The 22,040-nt window shown below is 73.8% G+C and carries 14 protein-coding genes; 3 read left to right on the forward strand and 11 right to left on the reverse strand.

What is annotated here, in order from left to right; genetic code table 11:
* The first annotated feature begins 59 nt into the window (after positions 1 to 59).
* Positions 60 to 1,847: a tetratricopeptide repeat protein gene (locus ABZ452_RS01070; RefSeq protein ID WP_357937526.1), complete on the forward strand. Its 1,788-nt coding sequence runs from the start codon at positions 60 to 62 to the stop codon at positions 1,845 to 1,847.
* A gap of 79 nt (positions 1,848 to 1,926) precedes the next feature.
* Here the strand turns inward: ABZ452_RS01070 and ilvC are convergent, their stop codons facing one another.
* From ilvC to ABZ452_RS01090, 4 genes are all read right to left on the reverse strand, one after another.
* Complete coding sequence (ilvC, locus tag ABZ452_RS01075; RefSeq protein ID WP_357937528.1) at positions 1,927 to 2,940, reverse strand: ketol-acid reductoisomerase; 1,014 nt, start codon at positions 2,938 to 2,940, stop codon at positions 1,927 to 1,929.
* Positions 2,941 to 2,998: 58 nt separating this feature from the next.
* Positions 2,999 to 3,514: an acetolactate synthase small subunit gene (gene ilvN, locus ABZ452_RS01080; protein WP_357937530.1), complete on the reverse strand. Its 516-nt coding sequence runs from the start codon at positions 3,512 to 3,514 to the stop codon at positions 2,999 to 3,001.
* Complete coding sequence (locus tag ABZ452_RS01085) at positions 3,514 to 5,442, reverse strand: acetolactate synthase large subunit (RefSeq protein WP_357937532.1); 1,929 nt, start codon at positions 5,440 to 5,442, stop codon at positions 3,514 to 3,516. Before ABZ452_RS01085 ends, ilvN begins: the two co-directional genes overlap by 1 nt.
* Positions 5,443 to 5,621: 179 nt before the next feature.
* On the reverse strand, positions 5,622 to 8,072 hold the full coding sequence (locus tag ABZ452_RS01090; RefSeq protein ID WP_357937534.1) for a bifunctional diguanylate cyclase/phosphodiesterase: 2,451 nt from the start codon (positions 8,070 to 8,072) through the stop codon (positions 5,622 to 5,624).
* A 111-nt stretch (positions 8,073 to 8,183) separates the two neighbouring features.
* Here ABZ452_RS01090 and ilvD point away from each other — a divergent pair, with 111 nt between their 5' ends.
* A complete protein-coding gene (gene ilvD / locus ABZ452_RS01095) occupies positions 8,184 to 10,031 on the forward strand; it encodes a dihydroxy-acid dehydratase (RefSeq protein ID WP_357937536.1) in 1,848 nt (615 codons plus the stop codon).
* 26 nt (positions 10,032 to 10,057) lie between these two features.
* On the opposite strand, the gene ABZ452_RS01100 is transcribed toward ilvD, so the two are convergent.
* From ABZ452_RS01100 to ABZ452_RS01125, 6 genes are all read right to left on the reverse strand, one after another.
* The gene (locus ABZ452_RS01100; RefSeq protein ID WP_357938165.1) at positions 10,058 to 11,701 is read right to left on the reverse strand and encodes a SulP family inorganic anion transporter; all 1,644 of its coding nucleotides are present in this window, start codon (positions 11,699 to 11,701) and stop codon (positions 10,058 to 10,060) included.
* 83 nt (positions 11,702 to 11,784) lie between these two features.
* On the reverse strand, positions 11,785 to 12,123 hold the full coding sequence (locus ABZ452_RS01105) for a metalloregulator ArsR/SmtB family transcription factor (RefSeq protein WP_357937537.1): 339 nt from the start codon (positions 12,121 to 12,123) through the stop codon (positions 11,785 to 11,787).
* Between the two features lie 133 nt (positions 12,124 to 12,256).
* Positions 12,257 to 14,704, reverse strand: a complete 2,448-nt coding sequence (locus ABZ452_RS01110) for a glycoside hydrolase family 2 protein (RefSeq protein WP_357937539.1) — start codon at positions 14,702 to 14,704, stop codon at positions 12,257 to 12,259.
* On the reverse strand, positions 14,701 to 15,582 hold the full coding sequence (locus tag ABZ452_RS01115) for a carbohydrate ABC transporter permease (RefSeq protein ID WP_357937541.1): 882 nt from the start codon (positions 15,580 to 15,582) through the stop codon (positions 14,701 to 14,703). The genes ABZ452_RS01110 and ABZ452_RS01115 overlap by 4 nt, the downstream gene beginning before the upstream one ends.
* Before the next feature lie 55 nt (positions 15,583 to 15,637).
* Positions 15,638 to 16,651 carry a sugar ABC transporter permease gene (locus ABZ452_RS01120; RefSeq protein ID WP_357937543.1) on the reverse strand — a complete coding sequence of 338 codons (1,014 nt, stop codon included), beginning with the start codon at positions 16,649 to 16,651 and terminating at the stop codon, positions 15,638 to 15,640.
* Positions 16,652 to 16,732: 81 nt separating this feature from the next.
* The gene (locus ABZ452_RS01125) at positions 16,733 to 18,016 is read right to left on the reverse strand and encodes an extracellular solute-binding protein (protein WP_357937545.1); all 1,284 of its coding nucleotides are present in this window, start codon (positions 18,014 to 18,016) and stop codon (positions 16,733 to 16,735) included.
* Positions 18,017 to 18,360: 344 nt separating this feature from the next.
* Between ABZ452_RS01125 and ABZ452_RS01130 the strand changes: the two genes are divergently transcribed.
* Entirely contained in the window at positions 18,361 to 19,380 is a 1,020-nt protein-coding gene (locus ABZ452_RS01130) for a LacI family DNA-binding transcriptional regulator (protein ID WP_357937547.1), read from the forward strand.
* Positions 19,381 to 19,411: 31 nt separating this feature from the next.
* On the opposite strand, the gene ABZ452_RS01135 is transcribed toward ABZ452_RS01130, so the two are convergent.
* Positions 19,412 to 21,841: a GGDEF domain-containing phosphodiesterase gene (locus tag ABZ452_RS01135; RefSeq protein ID WP_357937548.1), complete on the reverse strand. Its 2,430-nt coding sequence runs from the start codon at positions 21,839 to 21,841 to the stop codon at positions 19,412 to 19,414.
* Between the last annotated feature and the right edge of the window lie 199 nt (positions 21,842 to 22,040).

The following is a 22,040-nucleotide window of genomic DNA, read 5'->3' on the forward strand; positions in this document are numbered from 1 at the left end:
ACGGGCTGGCGAGCCCCCGCTACAACGGGAGCCAGCAGCCGCACGGGAGGGGGCCGTCGATGTCGCTCGTGGCACGGATCGCGATGCTCCGACCGCTGGCCCGGTTCCGCCCCCACCGGTGGGGGCCACGGCTGGCCGAGGTCTTGGTCACCCGGTCCCACCTGGTGAGCGGGCTGCCCGGTTCGACCGTCCGGCGCACGGCGGCGGCGGAGGAGGCGGTGGCTCTCTGCCGGCGACTGGTCGCCGAGCGGCCCGACCAGCACCGGGTCGCCCTGGCCCGGGCCCTGGTGGCCCGGGCCGCCGCTCCCGACGCCGCCCCGGTCACCGAGGCGATCGACCAGCTCCAGGAGGCCATCGGCTACGTCGAGGACGCCGACGACCGGTCCGCGCTGGTGGTGCTCGCCACCGCCCGGGGACTCCTCGCGCTGAACCTCCACCAGTGCGGGGAGGTACGGGAGGCGCTCACGCTGGCGCTGCGGGCGCGGGCGACCTGGGACGCCTGCGGCCAGTTGGGCCGGCTGGAGCGGATGCGGCTGGCCCGGGCCCTGCTGGTGATCGGCGACTGCTCGGAGGCGCTGGGCCGGCAGGAGGAGGCGAACACCGTCCGACGGCGGGCGCTGGAACTGCACCGCGGCCTCTCCGCCTACCGGCGGGTCCAGTCGTTGACCGTCGGCATGGCCGCCGCGATGGACCTTGCCCGGGGCCTGACGGTCACCGGTGCGGCGCAGGAAGCCCTCGACCTGATCGAGGAGTCCCGCGCCGACGTGGAGGTCTGGAGCCAGCTCCAGCCCCGGCAGGGGCGACCGCTGCTGGCCCGGGCCATGCTGATCGAGGCGGAGTGCCGGGCGCAGCTGGGCGATCCGGATCTGGCCGTGCGGCTCGCGGCGCAGGCCGTCGACCGGCAGCGGGCGGTGGTGGCGGCGGGGACACCGGGCTCGGGCGCCGCACTGGCCCACGGGCTGTTCGTGCTGGGCAACCTGGCGGGCCGGGCCGGCCGGGAGGACGAGGCGGTCGCGCACCTGACGGAAGCGGCAGCGCTCGCCCGGAAGAGCCACGACGAGGTGCTGGCCGGAGCCCTGTTCGAGCTGGTCGACCTGCGGGTCGCGGCCGGGGACCGGGCCGCGGTCGAAGAACTGCTGGCCGAAGCCATCCCGCTCTGCCGGGAGCACACCGGGCGGCTTCCGGAGGTCTGGCGCCCCCGGTTGGCCCGCGCCCTGCTGGTGCGCTGCGCGCTGACCGTGTTCGAGCTGCCGGCCACCGCGGTTCCGAGCGGATCGGCGGCCGCGGCACGGGACGGGACAGCACGGGTGGACGGACGGGACGGGGACACGCCGGCGGGCGAGGGCGCGACCGGACACGGGGCGGACGGGGACGGGCTGGCGGCCGGACGGGAGGCGGTCGAGCTGGCCCGGTTGCTGGCCGGCGCGGTCCCGGCGTACCGGGAGCTGCTCGGACGGTGCCTCTTCACGCTGGCTCGGGCGGTGCACCTGGCCGGCGACCCGCGCGGGTCGAGCGATCTGCTGCGCGAGTGCGTGGCCGTCCGCCGGGACCTGTTCTCCGTGGACCCGGTGGCGTTCCGGCTGCGGCTGGCCGAGGCGCTGTGCGACCTGGGCAACCGGATGCACGCCCTCGACCGGCTCGACGAGGCGGTCGGGATCTACCGGGAGTGCCTCGACCTGCTGCGGGCCGACCCGGAACGGATCGACCAGGCGGAACTCCTCACGCCGCTGCGCAACCTCGGACGCACCCTGTGGCGCCTCGACCGGACGGCCGAGGCGGAGCGGATCCGGGACGAGATCGTGGCCGTCGAGGAGTTGGTCGGTACGGCCCGCTCCGATCCGCCGTGAGGGCCACGCGCGCGGCCCACGACCCGACGCCGGGGAGAGCGTCGGGTCGCGGGCCGCTTCGGAGCTGCCCGACCCGGGGTCAGGCGGTCTCGGTGATGGGCCGGTCGACCCAGCTCATCATGGCGCGCAGCTTCTGCCCGGTCTCCTCGATCGGGTGCGCCGCGCCCTCGGCCCGCCACTTGGCGAAGTTCGGCCGGCCGGCCTCGTCCTCGGCCACCCACTCGCGGGCGAACTCGCCGGACTGGATCTCGCCGAGGATCTTGCGCATCTCCTCCTTGACCCGGGAGTCGATGACGCGCGGGCCGCGGGAGAGGTCGCCGTACTCGGCGGTGTCCGAGATGCTGTAGCGCATCCGGGCGATGCCGCCCTCGTACATGAGGTCGACGATGAGCTTCAGCTCGTGCAGGCACTCGAAGTAGGCCACCTCGGGGGCGTAGCCGGCCTCGGTGAGCACCTCGAAGCCGGTCTGCACCAGCGCCGCCGCGCCGCCGCAGAGCACCGCCTGCTCGCCGAAGAGGTCGGTCTCGGTCTCCTCGGTGAAGGTGGTCCGGATCGCGCCGGCCCGGGTGCCGCCGATCGCCTTGGCGTAGGCCAGGGCCAGGCCGAAGGCGGTGCCGCTGGCGTCCTGCTCGACGGCGACCAGGCAGGGCACGCCCTTGCCGTCGACGTACTGGCGGCGGACCAGGTGGCCGGGGCCCTTCGGGGCGACCATCGCCACGTCCACGTCGGCCGGGGGCTTGATCAGGCCGTACCGGATGTTGAAGCCGTGGCCGAAGAAGATCGCCTTGCCGGGGGTGAGGTTGGGGGCGATCGCCTCGGCGTATAGGCCGCGCTGGGCGGTGTCCGGCGCCAGGATCATGATCACGTCGGCCTCGGCCGCCGCCTCGGCCGGCGTGAGCACGCGCAGGCCCTGCTCCTCGGCCTTCGGCCGGCTCTTCGACCCGGCGGGCAGGCCGATCACCACGTCGACGCCGGAGTCGCGCAGCGACAGCGCGTGGGCGTGGCCCTGGCTGCCGTAGCCGATCACGGCGACCTTACGGCCCTGGATCAGGCCCAGGTCGGCGTCGTCGTCGTAGTAAACCTCAACGCTCATTGACTTCCCTTTCCTACGGCGGTGCCCGGCGGCCCGTCGAAAATCTGGTGGGTGCGAATCAGGCGGCGCGCAGCGCCGGGCCGGCGGTGATCGAGCGGGAGCCCCGCCCGATGGCCACCGTGCCGGACTGGACCATCTCCTTGATGCCGAACGGCTCCAGGTCACGCAGCAGCGCGTCGAGCTTGTCGGGGGTGCCGGTGGCCTCGATGGTCAGCGTGTCCGGCGCGACGTCGACCACCCGGGCACGGAAGAGGGCGACCGTCTCCAGCACCTGGGCGCGGGCGTTGCGGTCCGCGCGGACCTTGACGAGCAGCAGCTCCCGGGCCACCGAGACCTGCGGGTCCAGCTCGACGATCTTGAGTACGTTGACCAGCTTGTTGAGCTGCTTGGTCACCTGCTCCAGCGGCGAGGACTCGGCGTTGACCACGATGGTGATCCGGGAGACGTCGGGGTTCTCGGTCTCCCCCACGGCGAGGCTGTCGATGTTGAACCCGCGCCGGGAGAACAGCCCGGAGACCCGCGCCAGGACGCCCGGCTTGTTCTCCACCAGCACGGACAGCGTGTGCATCGTCATTACAGCTCGTCCTCGTCGAAGGCGGGGCGGACGCCCCGGGCGAACATGATCTCGTCGTTGCTGGTGCCGGCGGCGACCATCGGCCACACCATGGCGTCCTTGCCGACCACGAAGTCGATGACCACCGGGGCGTCGGTGATCGCCATGGCCGCCTCGATGGTCTTGTCCACGTCGGCGGCGTTCTCGCAGCGCAGGCCGACGCAGCCGAGCGCCTCGGCGAGCTTCACGAAATCCGGGATGCGGTGCTTGTGGGTGCCCAGCTCGGTGTTGGAGTAGCGCTCCCCGTAGAACAGGGTCTGCCACTGCCGGACCATGCCCAGGTTGCCGTTGTTGATGACGGCGACCTTGATCGGGATGCCCTCCAGGGCGCAGGTGGCCAGCTCCTGGTTGGTCATCTGGAAGCAGCCGTCGCCGTCGACCGCCCAGACCGTGGTGTCCGGCTTGCCGACCTTGGCGCCCATGGCCGCCGGGACGGCGTAGCCCATGGTGCCGAGGCCACCGGAGTTGAGCCAGGTGTACGGCTTCTCGTACGAGATGAACTGGCTGGCCCACATCTGGTGCTGGCCGACGCCCGCCACGTAGACGGAGTCCGGGCCGGCGATCTCGCCCAGCCGCTTGATCACGTACTGCGGGGAGAGCGTGCCGTCGGCCGGCTCCTCGTAACCCAGCGGGTAGCGCCCGCGCAGGTCGTCCAGCTGGTTCCACCAGTCGGCGAGGTCGGCGGCCGGCCGGGCCGCCTGCTCGGCGGTGACGGCCGCGATCAGCTCGTCGATGACGTGCCGGGCGTCGCCCACGATCGGGACGTCGGCGTGCCGGTTCTTCCCGATCTCGGCCGGGTCGATGTCGGCGTGCACCACGGTGGCGTCCGGCGCGAACGAGTCCAGCTTGCCGGTGACCCGGTCGTCGAAGCGGGCGCCCAGCGCCACGATCAGGTCGGACTTCTGCAGGCCGTAGACCGCGGCGACGGTGCCGTGCATGCCCGGCATGCCCAGGTGCTGCCGGTGCGAGTCGGGGAACGCGCCGAGCGCCATGAGGGTGGTGACCACCGGGATGCCGGTCAGCTCGGCCAGCCGGCGCAGCCCCTCGGTGGCGCCGGCCTTCAGCACGCCGCCGCCGACGTAGAGCACCGGGCGGCGGGCGCTGGTCATCAGCCGGGCCGCCTCGCGGATCTGCTTGCCGTGCGGGTGCAGGGTGGGCCGGTAACCGGGCAGGTCCAGGGTGGGCGGCCAGGCGAAGGTGGTCGGCGCCTGGAGGACGTCCTTGGGGATGTCGACCAGCACCGGGCCGGGCCGGCCGGTCGAGGCCAGGTGGAACGCCTCGGCCAGCACCTGCGGGATCTCGTCGGCCGTCTGCACCAGGAAGTTGTGCTTGGTGATCGGCAGGGTGATGCCCTGGATGTCCGCCTCCTGGAAGGCGTCCGTGCCGATCGACGGGCGGGCGACCTGGCCCGTGATCGCCACCATCGGCACCGAGTCCATGTAGGCGTCGGCGATCGGCGTGACCAGGTTGGTCGCGCCCGGGCCGGAGGTGGCGATGCAGACGCCCACCTTGCCGGTGGCCTGGGCGTAGCCGGTGGCGGCGTGCCCGGCGCCCTGCTCGTGCCGGACCAGGATGTGCCGGACGGTCGAGTCGTAGAGCGGGTCGTACGCGGGCAGGATCGCGCCGCCCGGGATGCCGAAGACGACGTCGACGCCGAGCGCCTCGAGCGACCGCACCAGCGAGCCGGCGCCGGAGAGCGGCGCGGGTCCCCGCTCGGTCGCGGTGCGTCCGTCCGCGCCGGCCTGCGCCGCGCGTCCCGCTACGGCCGGGGCGGCCGGGGCGGCACCGGTGCGGGGGGTGGGGGCGTGGTCGGCGTCACCGGCCGGCTCGGTGGCCGGGCGGGCTCGCCGGACGGAGTGGGCGAGGGTCTCTGGCGTGGGTCTCGTCATGGCGGTTCAGGCCTTCGGCTGGAGTGGGTGATGCGCTTCTCAGGGTGGGACGCGGGCGTCCCGGCGATGCTCCGACGGCAACAAAAACGGCCCACGTGCAGATGCACGGGGCCAGCGCACTCTCGGTGGGAGAGTGCGCTCAGGTAAGTACTCGCAGCGACCGGTTCGACGACATGCGGTCAAGCCTGACGCATCTCACGCGATGAGTCAACTGATCCCACATTTTGGTTCACGGACGTGGGCGTGTCGGCTCCCGGAGCGCTCTCCGCAGCGGGCGCGACCTGCGAAGATCCCTCGTTCGAGGTACGCGGCGCGGGCACCTGGGCGGGCGGGTTGGACCGGAGCCGGGGCAGCAGCGGCGACGGCCCGGGCCGGGCCGGGGGGACCGGTGGGGCGGGCGGCACCGAGGTCGGGCGGTTGCCGGGCGAGGTGGCCGCCTCCAGCATCGCCTCCAGGTGCTCGGCGGGCACGCCCCAGCCGAAGGCCGCGCCCTGCCCGAAGCGGCAGCCGGCGGCCACCACGGCGGCCAGCTCGGCGGGAGTGGTGACGCCCTCCGCGATCACCTCAAGGCCGAGCTGGTGCCCGAGGCGCATGACGATGTCGACCATCGGGGCGAACGCCGGGCCGTCCCGGCCCACCGGCCGGACCGGCTCGTGCTCGGCGACCAGGCTGTGATCGATCTTGAGGATGTCGATCGGGAGCCGGCGGAGCTGCCCGAGCGAGGAGTAGCCCGCGCCGAAGTCGTCCAGCGCGATCCGCACCCCGGTCAGGCGCAGCGCGGTGAGCCGCCGGATCAGCTCGTCCAGGTCGGTGGCGACGGCGTGCTCGGTGACCTCCAGCACCAGCCGCTGCGGCGGCACGTGGTGGGCGCGCAGCGCGTCGGCGACCTGGACCACGTATTCCGGGGCGTGCAGCTCGCGGGGCGACACGTTCACCGACACCCAGACGTCGTGCCCGTCGGCCAGCCACCGGGAGAGCTGGTAGCAGGCCTGGTGCAGCACCCAGGCACCGAGCTTGGAGATCATCCCGCACTCCTCGGCGAGCGGGATGAACTCGTCCGGCCGGACGTTGCCCAGCTCCGGGTGGTGCCAGCGGAGCAGCGCCTCGGCGCCGACCGGGCGGACCGACGGCAGCGAGGCCACCGGTTGGAAGGCCAGCCGCAGCTCGTCGCGCTCGATGGCGCCGCGCAGCTCGTGCTCCAGCATCGTGCGCCGGCGCAGCAGCTGGTCGTAGGTGGCGTCGTAGCGCTCGATCCGGTTCTTGCCGCGCTGCTTGGCGTAGCGCAGCGCCAGGTCGGCGTTGCGCAGCAGCAGCTCGACGTCGGTCTCCCCGTAGGCGCCGGCCACGCCGATGCTCACCGAGAGGAAGACCGGCCCGTCCGCCTCCTCGTAGGGGCGGCCGAGCACCCCGAGCAGCCGCTCGGCGACCGGCCCGGGCTCGGTCGTGCCGTGCATGAGCACCGCGAACTCGTCGCCGCCGAGCCGGGCGGCCAGGTCGCCCGGGCGCAGGTTGCCGCGCAGCCGCCGCCCCACCTCGGCCAGCACCGCGTCGCCGACGTCGTGCCCGCGCATGTCGTTGACGTTCTTGAAGCCGTCCAGGTCCAGCCCGAGCAGCACGCACGGGACGCCGGCCTCGGCGCAGCGGTGCAGCGCGCGCAGCAGACCACGCCGGTTGGCCAGGCCGGTGAGCGGGTCGGTGTGCGCCAGCTCGCGGAAGTGCGCCTCCCGCTCGGCCAGCCGGCCGGCGTAGCCGCGGACGTCGTTGAGCGCGAGGTACTGGCGGGCCACCAGGGCGAAGCCCTCGACGCTGCCCGCCGCGATGCCGTACACGTCGAACCGGCCGCCCTGCAGCAGGTGGTACATGGCGGAGGCGGCCATCGCGAACATCGGCACGAAGGCGTACTCGCCGTCGCGGCGGATGAGGTCGACGTCAACCTGCGGCAGGTCGACCCGGTGCGCAGCCAGGGCGGTGGCCAGCAGGCCGGCGGCGATCACGACGGCGCCGACGTACGCCAGGCCCGCGCCGGCCTGGCAGAGCCCGGCCGACAGGCCCAGGCCGCCGCAGGTCACCCCCGTCGCGCCGGCGCCGAGCAGGAGCAGCCGCCCGCGCGGCGGCGCCGCCCGCAACACCATGATCAGGGTCAGCCCGGCGGTGAGCGCCGCGCTGACCGTGGCCAGCAGGATGGGTACGCAGGCGACGGGGGTCGCGTCCCCGAGCAGCCGGGTCGGCGGGCTGAACAGCGCCCAGCCGACGAACCAGAGCGCGCCCGCCATGATCACGCCGTCGAGCAGCAGCCGGGCGGTGGCCGCCCGGGCCGCAGCCGTGCCGGGCAGCCGGAGCAGGGCGACGCCGAGGCCGAGCCCGGCGAGCGTGGTGCCGAGCGAGACGACGGTGGCCCAGCCGGTGCGCTGCCCCTGCCGGTGCGCCCAGTGGTCGCCGGCGGCCAGCGTGCCGGCCAGCCCGAGGAGCAGGCTGAGCAGGGCGACCCCGGCGGCGGCCGCGAGCAGCACGTGGGCCCGCCGGTGCGGCCCGCCCCGGCGGCGCGCCGACACGGCGAGCAGGGCGGCGGCGCCGGCCGCGGCGAGCCCGCTCAGCACCGCGACGATGACCATGCCCGGGGACGACTGCACGACCTCAACTGTGCCGGATCGGCGCCCCCCGTGGGGCACCGGGTGTGCAACTGTTGGGACACGGCGCGTGTGCCCGGGGGCCACCGCGCCGACGGTGTCAGACTGGTATGCATGCCTGAGCTGCGGTCGAGGACCTCCACCCACGGTCGGACGATGGCCGGTGCCCGGGCCCTGTGGCGGGCCACCGGGATGACCGACGACGATTTCGGCAAGCCGATCGTCGCCATCGCGAACAGTTTCACCCAGTTCGTCCCCGGCCACGTACACCTCAAGGACCTCGGCGGCCTGGTCGCCGACGCGGTCGCCGAGGCCGGCGGCGTGGGTCGGGAGTTCAACACCATCGCGGTGGACGACGGCATCGCCATGGGCCACGGCGGCATGCTCTACTCGCTGCCCAGCCGGGAGCTGATCGCCGACGCGGTCGAATACATGGTCAACGCGCACTGCGCGGACGCCCTGGTCTGCATCTCCAACTGCGACAAGATCACCCCGGGCATGCTGCTGGCCGCGCTGCGGCTCAACATCCCGACCGTCTTCGTCTCCGGCGGCCCCATGGAGGCCGGCAAGACGGTGGCCATCGAGGGCGTCGTCCACTCCAAGATCGACCTGATCGACGCCATGATCGCCTCCTCGAACGAGGCGGTCACCGAGGACCAACTCGGCGAGATCGAACGCTCCGCCTGCCCGACCTGCGGCTCCTGCTCCGGCATGTTCACCGCCAACTCGATGAACTGCCTCACCGAGGCCATCGGGCTGGCGCTGCCCGGCAACGGCTCGACGCTGGCCACCCACGCCGCCCGCCGGTCGCTCTTCGTCGAGGCCGGCCGCACCGCCGTGGAGATCGCCAAGCGCTGGTACGACTCCGACGACGCCTCCGTGCTGCCCCGGTCGATCGCCAACCGGGCCGCCTTCGAGAACGCCGTCGCGCTCGACGTCGCCATGGGCGGCTCGACCAACACGGTGCTGCACCTGCTGGCCGCCGCCCGCGAGGCGGAGCTGGACTTCGGGGTGGCCGACATCGACGCCATCTCCCGGCGGGTGCCCTGCCTGGCCAAGGTCGCGCCGAACTCCCCGCAGTACCACATGGAGGACGTGCACCGGGCCGGCGGCATCCCGGCCATCCTCGGCGAACTGGACCGCGCCGGCCTGCTCCACCGCGACGTGCACGCCGTGCACTCGCCGGACCTGCAGCGGTGGCTCGCCGACTGGGACGTGCGCGGCGGCTCCGCCCTCCCCGAGGCGGTCGAGCTGTTCCACGCCGCCCCGGGCGGGGTGCGCACCACCGAGCCGTTCTCCACCACCAACCGCTGGTCCACCCTGGACACCGACGCGGCCGGCGGCTGCATCCGGGACCGCGAGCACGCGTACAGCGCCGACGGCGGGCTGGCCATCCTGCACGGCAACCTGGCGCCGGACGGCTGCGTCGTGAAGACCGCCGGGGTGCCCGAGGAGTGCCTGACCTTCCGCGGACCGGCCAAGGTCTACGAGTCGCAGGACGACGCGGTCACGGCGATCCTGGCCAAGGAGGTCGTGGCCGGTGACGTGGTGGTGATCCGCTACGAGGGCCCCAAGGGCGGCCCCGGCATGCAGGAGATGCTCTACCCCACCTCGTTCCTCAAGGGCCGCGGCCTGGGCCGCTCCTGCGCGCTGCTCACCGACGGCCGGTTCTCCGGCGGCACCTCCGGCCTCTCCATCGGGCACGTCTCCCCCGAGGCGGCCTCGGGCGGGCTGATCGCGCTGGTCCGGGAGGGCGACGAGATCGTCATCGACATCCCGGGCCGGTCGATCCGGCTCGACGTGCCCGACGACGTGCTCCAGGCGCGCCGGGTGGCCGAGGAGAAGCGGGACCGCCCGTACACCCCGGCCGACCGGGTCCGGCCGGTGTCCGCGGCGCTGCGCGCGTACGCCTCGATGGCCACCTCGGCCAGCGACGGCGCCTACCGGCGGGTGCCGGAGTAGTCCGGGCGGCCCGGCCGCCCCGCCGGTCAGGCGCCCAGCGCGATGGTGCGGGCGTGGCGGATGGCGGCCGGGGTGTCCGGGAAGATCAGCCCCTCCCGGCGCAGCTCCTCCGCCACGCCCAGCGTGCTGAGCACCTGGTCGTGGCCCGGCGTGATGCCGGAGAGCAGCACGGCGATCCCCCGCCCGCGCAGCCGGTCGACGGCGTCGCCGAGCACCTGCGCGCCGGTGGCGTCGACGGTGGACACCCGGGACATCCGCAGGATGACCACCCGGACGTCGGCCACCTCGGCCAGCTCCAGCAGGAAGGTGTGCGCGGCGGCGAAGAAGAGCGGCCCGTCCAGCCGGTACGCGACGATGTGCTCGGCCAGCAGCGCGTGCTCCTCGGCGCTGTGCTCGCCGGGGTCGAGGGGCACCTGCTCCAGCCGGGCGCTGCGGGCCACCGCGCGCAGCGCCAGCACCACGGCCACGGCCAGCCCGACCGCCACCGCGGTGACCAGGTCCCAGATCACGGTGACCGTGAAGGTGAGCACCAGCACCACGGCGTCGGCCCGGGTGGCCCGGAGCAGCGCCCGCAGCGACCCGGCCTCCACCATCCGCACGGTGGTGGCGAGCAGCACCCCGGCCAGGGCGGCGAGCGGGATGCGGCCGACGAGCGGGGCGGCGGCCAGCACGATGGCGGCGAGGGCGACGGCGTGGGTGAGCGCGGCGAGCTTCGAGGAGGCGCCGGCCCGCACGTTGACGGCCGTACGGGCGATGGCGGCCGTGGCGGGGATGCCCCCGAAGACCGGCGCGGCCAGGTTGGCCAGGCCCTGCCCGAAGAGTTCCCGGTCCGGGTCGTGGCGTTCGCCGACGGTCATCCCGTCCGCCACGGTCGCCGAGAGCAGGCTCTCCAGCGCGGCGAGCGCGGCCACCGCGAGCGCGCTGGGCAGCAGCACGCCGAGCGCGCCGGGGTCGAGGAAGTCCAGCGACGGGGCGGGCAGCCCCTGCGGCAGGGTGCCGATGCGGACCAGGTCGACCGGTGCGAGTTCGGCGAACAGCGTGGCGGCGGCCACCCCGAGCAGGGAGAACGGCAGGCCGGGCCGCCAGCGGGCGCCGAGCAGCATGAGCGCGGCCACCCCGAGCGCGACGGCGACGGCCACCGGCCGCGGGTGGGCGGCGAACCGGGCGACCGCGTCGGCGGCCACCGCCCAGACCTTCTCGCCGTGCGCGTCGGTGACGCCGAGCGCCGCCGGCACCTGCTGCAGGGCGATGACCACGGCGATGCCGGCGGTGAAGCCCTCGATGACCGGGGTCGGCAGGTAGCGGACGTAGCGGCCGAGGCGGGCCAGGGCGAGGGCGAGCAGGATCAGGCCGGCCAGCGCGCCGACCATCAGCACGCCCCGGGCGCCGAAGCGCTGCACCACCGGCACGAGCACCACGGTCATGGCGCCGGTGGGGCCGGAGACCTGGAGGTTGGAGCCGCCGAAGATCGCGGCGACGGCCCCGGCGACCACGGCGGTGACGAGCCCGGCCTGCGCGCCGAGCCCGGAGGTGACACCGAAGGCGAGGGCGAGCGGCAGCGCCACCACGGCCACGGTGAGCCCGGCGAGCAGGTCGCGGCGGGGCGAGCGGCGCACCGCCGCCCAGTCGGACCGGCCGGGCAGCAGCCCGGACAGCCGGGTCCGGAGCAGCCGGCCGGCGCGACGCGGGCCGCCGCCGGGGACGCCGGGCCGGGACGGGCCGTCGATGGCGGAGGAGGTCGGTGCCGCCGCGTTCACCGCTCCCCTTCCCCGGCGCGCAGTTCGTCGAGGAGGGCGTCCCGGTCGGTGAGGACCGCGCCGAGGATCCGCCGGCCGGCGGCGAGCAGGTCGGCCACGTCGGGGGTGCTGAGGGAGTAGACGACCAGCGGGCCGTCCCGGTGCGAGGTGACCATGCCGGCCCGGCGCAGCACGGCGAGCTGCTGGGAGAGGTTGGACGGCTCGACGTCGATGGCGGTGAGCAGGTCGCGGACGGGCTTCGGCCCGTCCTGGAGCAGTTCGAGCACCCGGATCCGGACCGGATGCCCGAGGGTGCGGAACAGCTCCGCCTTGGCCTGGTACAGCGGCACCGACATGTGAACTCCTCCCCGAGAACCCTGAAGACTTTAGCACTTGCGAAAATCTTCAAGTCGGCCTCAAGGCGGATCGGCGAGATCTTGGAGAGTTGCCGTCCGCCACGAACGGCAACTCCCCAAGATCCAGGAGCGGTTACCGGGTGAGGTCGTTGACGCAGCGGAGGACCGGGCGGGTGGTCAGCGCGGCCGGGTCGAGCGGGATGTCCGCCGTCACGGTGAAGGCCACGGAATCCCCCGGCAGCAGGGTGACCAGAGCCTGATCGACCTCCGCCGACGGGTGCAGCCGGTCCGGGTAGAGGGTCAGGTCCCGCAGCACGCTCCGTGCGGTCACCTGGACCAGCTGGCCGCCTTCGAGCGGCTCGACCGTGGCGTCCAGCTCCGGCGCCGGCCACTCGACCTCGCGGTCCTCGGCGAAGAACCAGAGCGCCCGCTCGGAGGAGTCCCAGGGCTCCGCCACCAGCAGCTCCCGCCGGGCCTCCTCCGGCCGCGTCAGCTCCGACGGCAGCGCCACAACCACCGAGGAGTAAGGGGGCACGTCGAGCTTCACCGAGGTCTTCGCCCTCGGCTCGCAGTCGAGGGTGAGCCGGGTAACTGTGACCGGCACCTGCCACGCCCGGCCGGTCTCGTTCACCGCCACCAGCGCCAGCCCGCCGTCGCGCGGCTGCACGGTGAGCAGGCGGTCGGCGTAGGCGCGGCGGAGCGCGTACCAGAGGGGTTTGCGCCGGCCGTCGCCGTCGACGGCCGCCCAGGAGGTGACCGGCCAGCAGTCGTTGAGCTGCCACACGATGGTGCCCATGCAGACCGGCCGGTGCGAGCGGAAGTGTTCGACGCCGAGCTGGATGGCCCGGGCCTGGTTGAGCTGGGTGAGGTAGTGCCAGTCGTCGAAATCGGCGGGCGCCGGCAGGTGGGCGTCGAGGCCACGCCGGAGTTTCCGGTCCCCGTCGGCGGCCTTCTGGTGGTGCGCCATCCCGGGCGAGTCGTGGGCGAGCGGCTCGTCGGAGAGCGCCCGGCGCAGCGTCGCGTACGCGGGGGGCGCCTGGTAGCCGAACTCGGCGACGAAGCGGGGCACGTACTCCCGGTACTTCGTGTAGTCGTCGGTGTTCCACACGTCCCAGATGTGCGTGGTGCCGTGGGCCGGGTCGTTGGGGTGCACGTCCTCGCTGCCCGACCAGGGGCTGCCCGGCCAGTACGGCCGGGTCGGGTCCAGCTCGGCGACGACGGCGGGCAGCAGCTCCAGGTAGTAGCCGCGCCCCCAGGTGCGGCCGGCGAGCGCCTCCTGCCAGTCCCAGTCGTGCCAGCCCCAGATGTTCTCGTTGTTGCCGGTCCAGAGCACCAGCGAGGGGTGGCTCGCCAGCCGGGTGACCTGCTCCCGCGCCTCCGCCTCGACCTCGGTGCGGAACGGCTCCTCCTCCGGGTAGGCGGCGCAGGCGAAGAGGAAGTCCTGCTGCACCAGCAGCCCGAGCTCGTCGGCCAGCTCGTAGAAGTCCTCCGACTCGTAGCGGCCGCCGCCCCAGACCCGCAGCAGGTTGACGTTCGCGCCGACCGCCTGGCCGAAGCGCTCGGCGAGGCGGGCCCGGGTGACCCGGTTCGGGAACGCGTCGTCGGGGATCCAGTTGACTCCCTTGACGAAGAGCGGCACCCCGTTGACGTGCAGGGTGAACGCGGAGCCGTGCGCGTCGGGGGCGGTGTCCAGGCGTACCGAGCGGAAGCCGATCCGGCGGGACCAGCCGTCCAGCGCGCGGCCGTCCGCGGCGTTCAGCGTCACGTCGAGGTCGTGGAGGGGCTGGTCGCCGTACCCGACGGGCCACCAGAGCGCGGGGTCGCGGACGGTGAGGGTCGCGACGGCGCGGCGCTCCCCCGCCGGGACGGTGACCTCGACGGCGGCGCCGGCCACGGTGGCGCGCACGGTGAGCGGCTCGTCAGCCGCCCGCTCGACCTCGACGTGCAGCTCGACCCGGCCGACGCCACCCTCGACGGTGACCAGCGGCCGGACGCCGGCCAGCCGGGCGGTGGACCAGCCGTGCAGCCCGATCTCCTGCCAGATGCCGGCCGTGACCACCTTGGGCCCCCAGTCCCAGCCGAAGTTGCAGGCGGTCTTGCGGATGAAGTGGAACGGCTCTGGGTACGCGTTCGGCCGGTCACCGAGCCGGTCCCGGTGCGCCTCGGCGTAGCGGTACGGCGAGTCGAAGCGCACGGTGAGGGTGTTGGCGCCCGGCCGGAGCAGCGGGCGGATCGGGAACCGGTAGCCGCGGTGCTGGTTCTCGGTGCGGCCGACCTCGGCGCCGTTGACGGTGATCGTGGCGACCGTGTCCAGGCCGGCGCAGACCAGGTCGACCCGCTCGTCGTCGCCGGGCCGCCAGTCCACGGTGGTCTCGTAGATCCAGTCGGTGCGGCCGATCCAGCCGAGGCGGTTCTCGTTGTCGTCGAGGTACGGGTCGGGGATGAGGCCGGCCGCCAGCAGGTCGGTGTGCACTTCTCCGGGGACGGTCGCCGGCACCGCCTGCCCGGCGACCTCCGGCGGCACCTGCGGACCGGGCACGGCCCGCAGCACCCAACCCTCGTGCAGCGTCTGACGGCTCACGACTTCACCGCGCCTTCCATGATTCCGCGGACGATCTGACGTCCACCGATGAACAGCATGACCAGCAGGGGCACGGTGGCGATGAACGCCCCGGCCAGCACCCGCCGGTAGATCACATAGTTGCCGCTGGCCAGGTCGGACACGGCCACCATCGAGGTCGGGAAGTCGGTGCCGCTCAGCGTGATGAGCGGCCACTGGAAGTCGTTCCAGGTGGCCACGAACGTGAGCAGCCCGAGCACGGCCAGGGCCGGGCGGATAGCCGGCAGCACGATGCTGGCGTACACGCGCATCGTGGTGGCCCCGTCCATCCGGGCCGACTCGACCAGCTCGTCGGGGACGGTGTTGACGATGAACTGCCGCATGTAGAACACCCCGAACGCGGTGACCAGCCCGGGGGCGATCACCGCGAGCAGGGTGCCGTTCCAGCCGAGCTTGCCCATCACGATGTAGAGCGCCACGATGCCGAGCTGGTTGGGCACGGTCAACGTGAGCACCACGAAGAGCATCAGGGCACTGCTGCCCTTGAAGCGCAGCTTGGCGAAGGCGAACCCGGCCAGCGAGCAGAAGAACAGCACCGAGGCCGTCACCACGGTCGACACGATGACGCTGTTGACCAGCGAGGCGGCGAAGTAGACGTCCTGGAGGGAGAAGACCTCATCGAGGTTGGTCAGGAACCGGTCGCCGGGGACGATCGCCGGCGGCAGCTTCGCGAGGGCCTCGTCGTCGCTGGTCGCGATGACGAACATCCAGTAGAGCGGGAACGCGGCGAAGAGCATGGTCAGCGCGAGGAACAGGTAGGTCCAGAGCCCGGCGGTGGTCTCCTGCGGCGCCCGGGCCACCAGCCGGGGCCGGCGGCGCGGGGGTGCGGCGGCGGTCATCAGAGCCTCCTTTCGTTCGCGACTGCGGTACTCCGCATCGCTGCGTTCCTCGCGCTCACCGCTGCCCTCCGGACAGTCGGTTCGTCACCAGGTAATTGACGCCGGCGACGATCAGGATGATCAGGAAGAGGGCCCAGGACATGGCCGCGGCGTAGCCGAGGTTGAGGTCCTTCCAGCCGACCTTGTAGATGAGCTGGGCGATGGTCTGCCACTCGCCGTTCGGCCCGCCGGTGGCGGCCTGGGCGTTGGGGTCGAACAGCATGGGCTCGGTGAAGAGCTGGAGGCCGCCGATGGTGGAGAGGATGACGGTGAAGAGCACCACGGGTTGGATCATCGGCACGGTGATCCGCCAGAGCTGCTTCCACGGCCCGGCGCCGTCGATCGCCGCCGCCTCGTAGACGTCGCGCGGGATGGACTGCATGGCGGCCAGGTAGAGCAGCGCGTTGTAGCCGATCCACTTCCAGTTGACCATCGTGGCGATGGCGATCCAGGAGTGCAGCTTGTCAGCCCGCCAGTCGATCGGGTCGTCGGGGCCGCCGAGGCCGAACAGCCCGAGGACCCAGTTGGCCATGCCGAAGTCGCGGGAGAAGAAGACGCTGAACACCATGGTCGAGGCGACGATCGGCGTCACGTACGGCAGCAGCACCCCCACCCGCCACCAGGTCTGCGCCCGCAGCTTGCGGTTGAGCAGCGAGGCGACCACGAGCGCGAGCAGCAGTTGGGGCACCGAGGAGAGCAGGAAGATGCCGAAGGTGTTGTAGAGGGCGTTCCAGAAGTCCTCGTCGCCGAGGAGCCGGCTGAAGTTCTCGCCGCCCGCCCAGTAGGGCAGCGTCGGATCGTCGAGCCGGTAGTTGCGCAGCGAGACCACCGCGTTGAAGAGCAGCGGGAAGAGCCCGAACACGATGAAGAGCAGGAAGAACGGCGCGATCATGAGGTACGGCATGTAGCGCATGTCGAAGCGGTACAGCCGGTTGCGCCAGCTCAGCCGCCGGTCGTCGCCCCCGGGGCGGCCGCGCTCCGGCGCGGCTCGGCGGCTCGGCGACGCGGGCGCGGCACGGGTGGTGGGCATCGGATCACTCCAGGGCCGAGGTGGGTGCGGCGGTGAGGCGGTGACGGGGCCGGCCGTGGCCCGCCCCGTCACCGGTGTCGGTCAGGACTTGGCGGCCTTGTCGGCCTCCTTGACCGCCTCGGCCCAGGCGGCGTCCGGCTTGAGGCTCTTGTTCTCGACCCGCCGGATCACGTTCTCCACGGCGACCCGGGTCGGGCCGTTCTTCTTGCCCAGGTACTGCGGGGTGAGGCCCTGCGCCATCTTCGGGAAGATCTGGCCGACCGGGGCGTCGTTGAAGAACGGGTTCTTGAAGTCGGCGATCGCCGGGTCGGCGTAGAGCGCCGGCTGCGAGGGCAGGTTGCCGACCTTCTTGAAGATCTCGATCTGCTGCTCGGGCGCGACCAGCCACTCCAGCAGCTTGTACGCCTCGTCGACGTGCTTGCCCTGCTTGGGGATGGTCAGGAACGAGCCGCCCCAGTTGCCGCCGCCACCGGGCACCGCGGCGATGTCCCACTTGCCCTGGGTGCCAGGGGCGGTGTCCTTGATGTGGCCGAGCATCCACGCCGGGCAGGCGAGCACGGCGAAGGCGCCGCTGGTGAAGCCCTTGTCCCAGTCGGCCTGGAAGCTGACCAGGTTGGCCGACAGCCCGGCCCGGACGGCCTTGACGGTGTAGTCGAAGGCGACCTTGGGGCCGCCGTCCATCTGGAGCTGCTCCTGGTCGGAGTAGAAGCCGACCTGCTGCTGGCCGAGGATCGGGTTGAACAGGTTGGTGCCCGCGTCGATGAACTTCTTGTTGGTCTTGGCGGTGTACTGCTGGCCGACCTCGATGAACTTGTCCCAGTCGGGCCAGAGAGCGGAGACCTGGTCGCGCTCGGTGGGCAGGCCGGCGGCCTTGAACAGGTCGGTGCGGTAGCACATGGCCAGGCCGCCGACGTCGGTGCCGAGGCCGATCTGGGTCTTGCCGTCGGCGGAGAGCGACTGCTTCCACTTCCAGGGCAGGTACTTGCTCTCGTACGATCCGGCGCCCTTGTCCAGCAGGTTGACGAACTTGTCGGACTGGCTGCGGAACTGGACCATGAAGCCCTCGTCGATCGCCGCGATGTCCGGCGCGCCGTTGCCGGCGACGAGCTTCTTCTGCAGGTCCTCGTGCTGCGCGTTGTACTCGCCGGAGTTCAGCTGGATCTTGACGTTCGGGTGCGCGGCCTCGTACCTCGTCTTGAGGTCCTGGAGGCCGAAGTCGCCCCAGAAGTTGATTTTCAGGGTGACCTGGCCGTCGGCGGCGTCGGAACCGCCGGTGGTGCTCTTGCCGCTGCAGGCGGCGACCATGACCAGGCTGACGGCACCCACGGTGGCCGCCCGGGCCCAGTGCGTCCAGGACCGTTTCATGTCATCCTCCGCGCCGAATATGGGAACGCTCCCGAGATCGAGGAACGTTGACTGAACCGGATAAGTGAGGACACCGTACGGGGCACCCCCTGGGCTGTCAACGGGCGGTTACGAGCCGGGCCGTCCGGTAACCTGATCGACGTGATTTGCGCGTGTTCACGCGCGTCCTCGCGCCCGAACGGACCGGGGAGGGGGTCGGGTCGCACAGGCGCTTAACCGGGCAAGTGGCCAGCGGGCATGCCGCGCCGCCTGCGCCGCGACCCGGTGCAGTAGCGTGACAGCCGCCGGTCACCCCGGCGGTGGAAACGGGCCCGCGAGGGCCGGACCAGTGGAGGAGCGCGCCGGTGAAGCGGCCGACCATCGCCGATGTCGCCCGGCGGGCCGGGGTCTCCAAGGGCGCGGTGTCCTACGCGCTGAACGGCCAGCCCGGCGTGTCCGAGGCGACCCGACAGCGGATCCTGGCCATCGCCGCCGAGATCGGGTTCAGCCCGAGCAGCGCGGCCCGGGCGCTCTCCGGCGCCACCGCCAAGGCGGTCGGCCTGGCCCTGTGCCGGCCCGCCCGGATACTGGGCATCGAGCCCTTCTTCATGGAGCTGATCAGCGGCGTCGAGGCCGAGCTGTCGGCCCGCTCCTACGCGCTGACCCTCCAGGTGGTCGCCGACCAGGAGGCCGAGATCGCGGTCTACCGCCGCTGGTGGGCCGAACGCCGGGTGGACGGCGTGTTCGTCTGCGACCTGCGCACCGACGACCGGCGGGTGCCGGCGCTGGAGGAGCTGCAACTCCCGGCCGTGGTGATCGGCGGCCCCGGCCACACCGGCAGCCTGGCCAGCGTCTGGTCCGACGACGCGGCGGCCCTGGTCGAGACGGTGGAGTACCTGGTCGCGCTGGGGCACCGGCGGATCGCCCGGGTGGGCGGCCTCCCCTCGCTGCTGCACACCGAGATCCGCACCGACGCGTTCACCGAGGTGTGCCGGCGGCTCGGGCTGGACGAGGCCACCACGGTCTGGTCCGACTACACCGGCGAGGAGGGCGCCCGGGCCACCCGCCGCCTGCTCAGCTCCGCCGCCCGGCCCACCGCGGTGATCTACGACAACGACGTGATGGCGATCGCCGGGCTCTCCGTGGCCCAGGAGATGGGGCTGGCCGTGCCCGGTGACCTGTCCATCGTGGCCTGGGACGACTCCCCGCTCTGCCAGCTCGTGCACCCGCCGCTGACCGCGCTGGGCCGGGACATCCCCGCGTACGGCGCGCACGCCGCGCGGCAGCTGCTGGCCGTGATCGCCGGCGAGCCGGTGACCGGGATCCAGGACGAGACCGCCCACCTCACCCCGCGCGGCAGCACCGCGCCGCCGCGACTCCGGTGAACCGGTTCAGCGATCCGGCTGAACGACCAGCTCAGCGGGGCGTCGAGGGAAACTCCTCGAACCACGCCTCCACCCGCTCGGCCGGGGCCGGACGGGCCAGCGCGAAGCCCTGCCCGTAGCGGCAGCCGGCCCGCCGCGCCCCGGCCACCTGGGCATCGGACTCCAGGCCCTCGACCACCAGCTCCAGGCCGAGCCGGTCGCCCAGGTTGGCCACCACGTCGATCAGCGGGCGCTGCCCGTCGGCGACCGGCCCGACCAGGTGCGGACCCACCTTGAGCAGGTCGATCGGCAGCCGGCGGAGCTGGGCGAGCGAAGCGTGCTCGGCGCGGAAGTCGTCCAGCGCCGTGCGGACGCCGAGCGAGCGGAGGCCGGCGAGCCGGGCCACCACGGTGGACAGCTCGGGGGCCACCGCCGGCTCGGCCACCTCCACCACGAGGCGTTCCGGTGGCACGTCGTACGCGGCCAGGGCCGTCGCCGTGCGGGCCACGAAGTCGGGCGCGGCCAGCTCCCGGGGCGTGACGTTGACCGCCATCCACAGCTCCCGGCCGCCCCCCGACCAGTCGGCGAGCTGCCGGCAGGCCCGGTCCAGCACCCACCGCCCGACCTCCCCGAGCAGGTCGAGGTCGGCCGCCACGGGCAGCAGTTCCTCCGGCAGCACCGTGCCCAGCACGGGACTGCGCCAGCGCAGCAGCGCCTCGGTGCCCACCGGCTGCCGGTCGGCCAGCGCCAGCACCGGCTGGTAGACCAGGTCCAGCTCGCCCCGGGCGACCGCGCCCGGCAGCTCCCGTTCCAGGTCCAGCCGGCGGACCAGCTGCTCCTCCAGGTAGGCGTCGTACCACTCGACCCGGTCGCGGCCGAGCTGCACCGCGCGCCGCCGGGCCAGGTCGGCCTGGCGCAGCACGTCCTCCGGCTCGCCCCCGGTGGTCTCGGCCAGCCCGATGCTGGCCCGGATCCGGCTCGCCCCGCCGGGCCGCGGGACGGGCTCGGCGAGCGCGGCCAGCAGCCGGATGCCCAGCGCGTACGCGGGCACCGGCCCGAGGTCGGTGAGCACGGCGAACTCGGTGTCGGTGAGCCGGGCCACCAGGTCGTGCGGGCCGGAGCCGGACCGGAGCCGGTGGACGACCTCGGCGAGCACCGGCCCGTCCAGCACCGCCGTCTCGTCGGCGCCGTGCAGGTCGACCACGAGCAGCGCGCCGCCGGCGCGCCGGGCGAGCACGCGGGCCAGCTCGGCCCGGTCGGCCGGCGGGGCGTCGGCGGGCCACTCCCCGTCGCCGGCCAGGAGGCGCAGCCGCGCCTCGCTCTCGGCCAGCCGCTCGGCCCGGCGCCGGTGGTCGGCGGCGCCGAGCACCTCCCGGACCACCATCGGCGGGATGACGGCCAGCCCCAGGGCGATCTCCGGTGCGGTGAACTGTCCCACCGTCCACAGGTGGTGACCGGCGGCCAGCGCCGCGATGCCGGCCGGCGCGGTCAGCCCGGGCCAGGCGGCCGGTCCCACGCCGGTGCGGGGTCGCTCCCCGGCCGCGGTACGCCGGGCGCCGGCCGCGGTCAGCAGCGCGCCGGCCAGCAGCGGCGGCGCGACGGCCAGCGCGGCCCGGTCCGGGGCGGTGCAGGCGAGCAGGACCACGAGCAGGGCCAGCCCGCCCAGCGTGGCGGCCGCGCCCGCGTGGCAGCGGGCCGCACCCGGTCGCCGGCGCCGCTCGGCGAACGCGGCCACCAGCAGGACGGCCAGGGCCAGGGCGCCGGCGACGCTGGCGACCCGCGCGGCCGGCGGCACCGGGCCGGCCGGCAGCAGCACCCAGCCGGCGAAGACCAGGCTGACGCCGAGGCCGACCACGTCCACGCCACGGCGCAGCCGTTCCGCGCCGGAGAGCCGGGAGCGGCCGGGGAGCCGGAGCAGGGCGACGGTGTACAGCGGGGCGGTGACGGCCAGGCCGGCCAGGGCTACCGGCAGCCGGTGCGCGGGTTCACTCAACGGCAGCACCGCGACGGTGAGCCCGGCGGCCAGCACCGCGACGTCGAGGATCCCGGCGACCCGGCGGGACAGCGCCACCCGGCGGGCCCGTCGCCCGGTCGGTCGGCCCGCGGCCGGTTCGGGCGGGTCCGGCGGCCCGGTCCCGCCCGGCCGCCGTCCGGCCGGCGGGACGGTTGCGCTGGGCCACGGCCCGGCCGGCGGGACGGTTGCGCCGGGCCACGGCCCGGCCGGCGGGACGGTCCCGTCGGGCGTCTGCCCGGCCGGCGCGGCGGCGGGCGGGTCGGTCGGCGCGGGCGGGGCGCCGGCCAGCCAGGCGAGCCGGACACAGGCCAGGGCGGAGCCACCGGCCACGGCGAGCGCCACGGCGGCGGGTCCGGGAACCAGGCCGGCGGCGCCGGCGAGGACGAACAGCGCGCCGGCGAGCGACACGGCGAGGTCGGGCAGTGGTGGCCGGCGGCGGGGACCGGCGGCGGGGTGGGTGACGGGCACGGCGGTCGCCTTCGTGAGGGGGCACGGGGCGGTGCGGTTGCGGTACGACGTGCGGGGTCAGCGGGTCGGATCGGGTGCGACCGCCGCCGGACGGGGACCGGTGCGGCCACGCCCATAAACGATCCCGGACGCCCCCGGTTACGCGACACAGCACGTGACGCCCGTCACACCCAGGCTCGGGCCGGCGCCGGCCGCCCGC

It is taken from the genome of Micromonospora sp. NPDC005707 (genome assembly GCF_040631005.1).
GTDB lineage: Bacteria > Actinomycetota > Actinomycetes > Mycobacteriales > Micromonosporaceae > Micromonospora.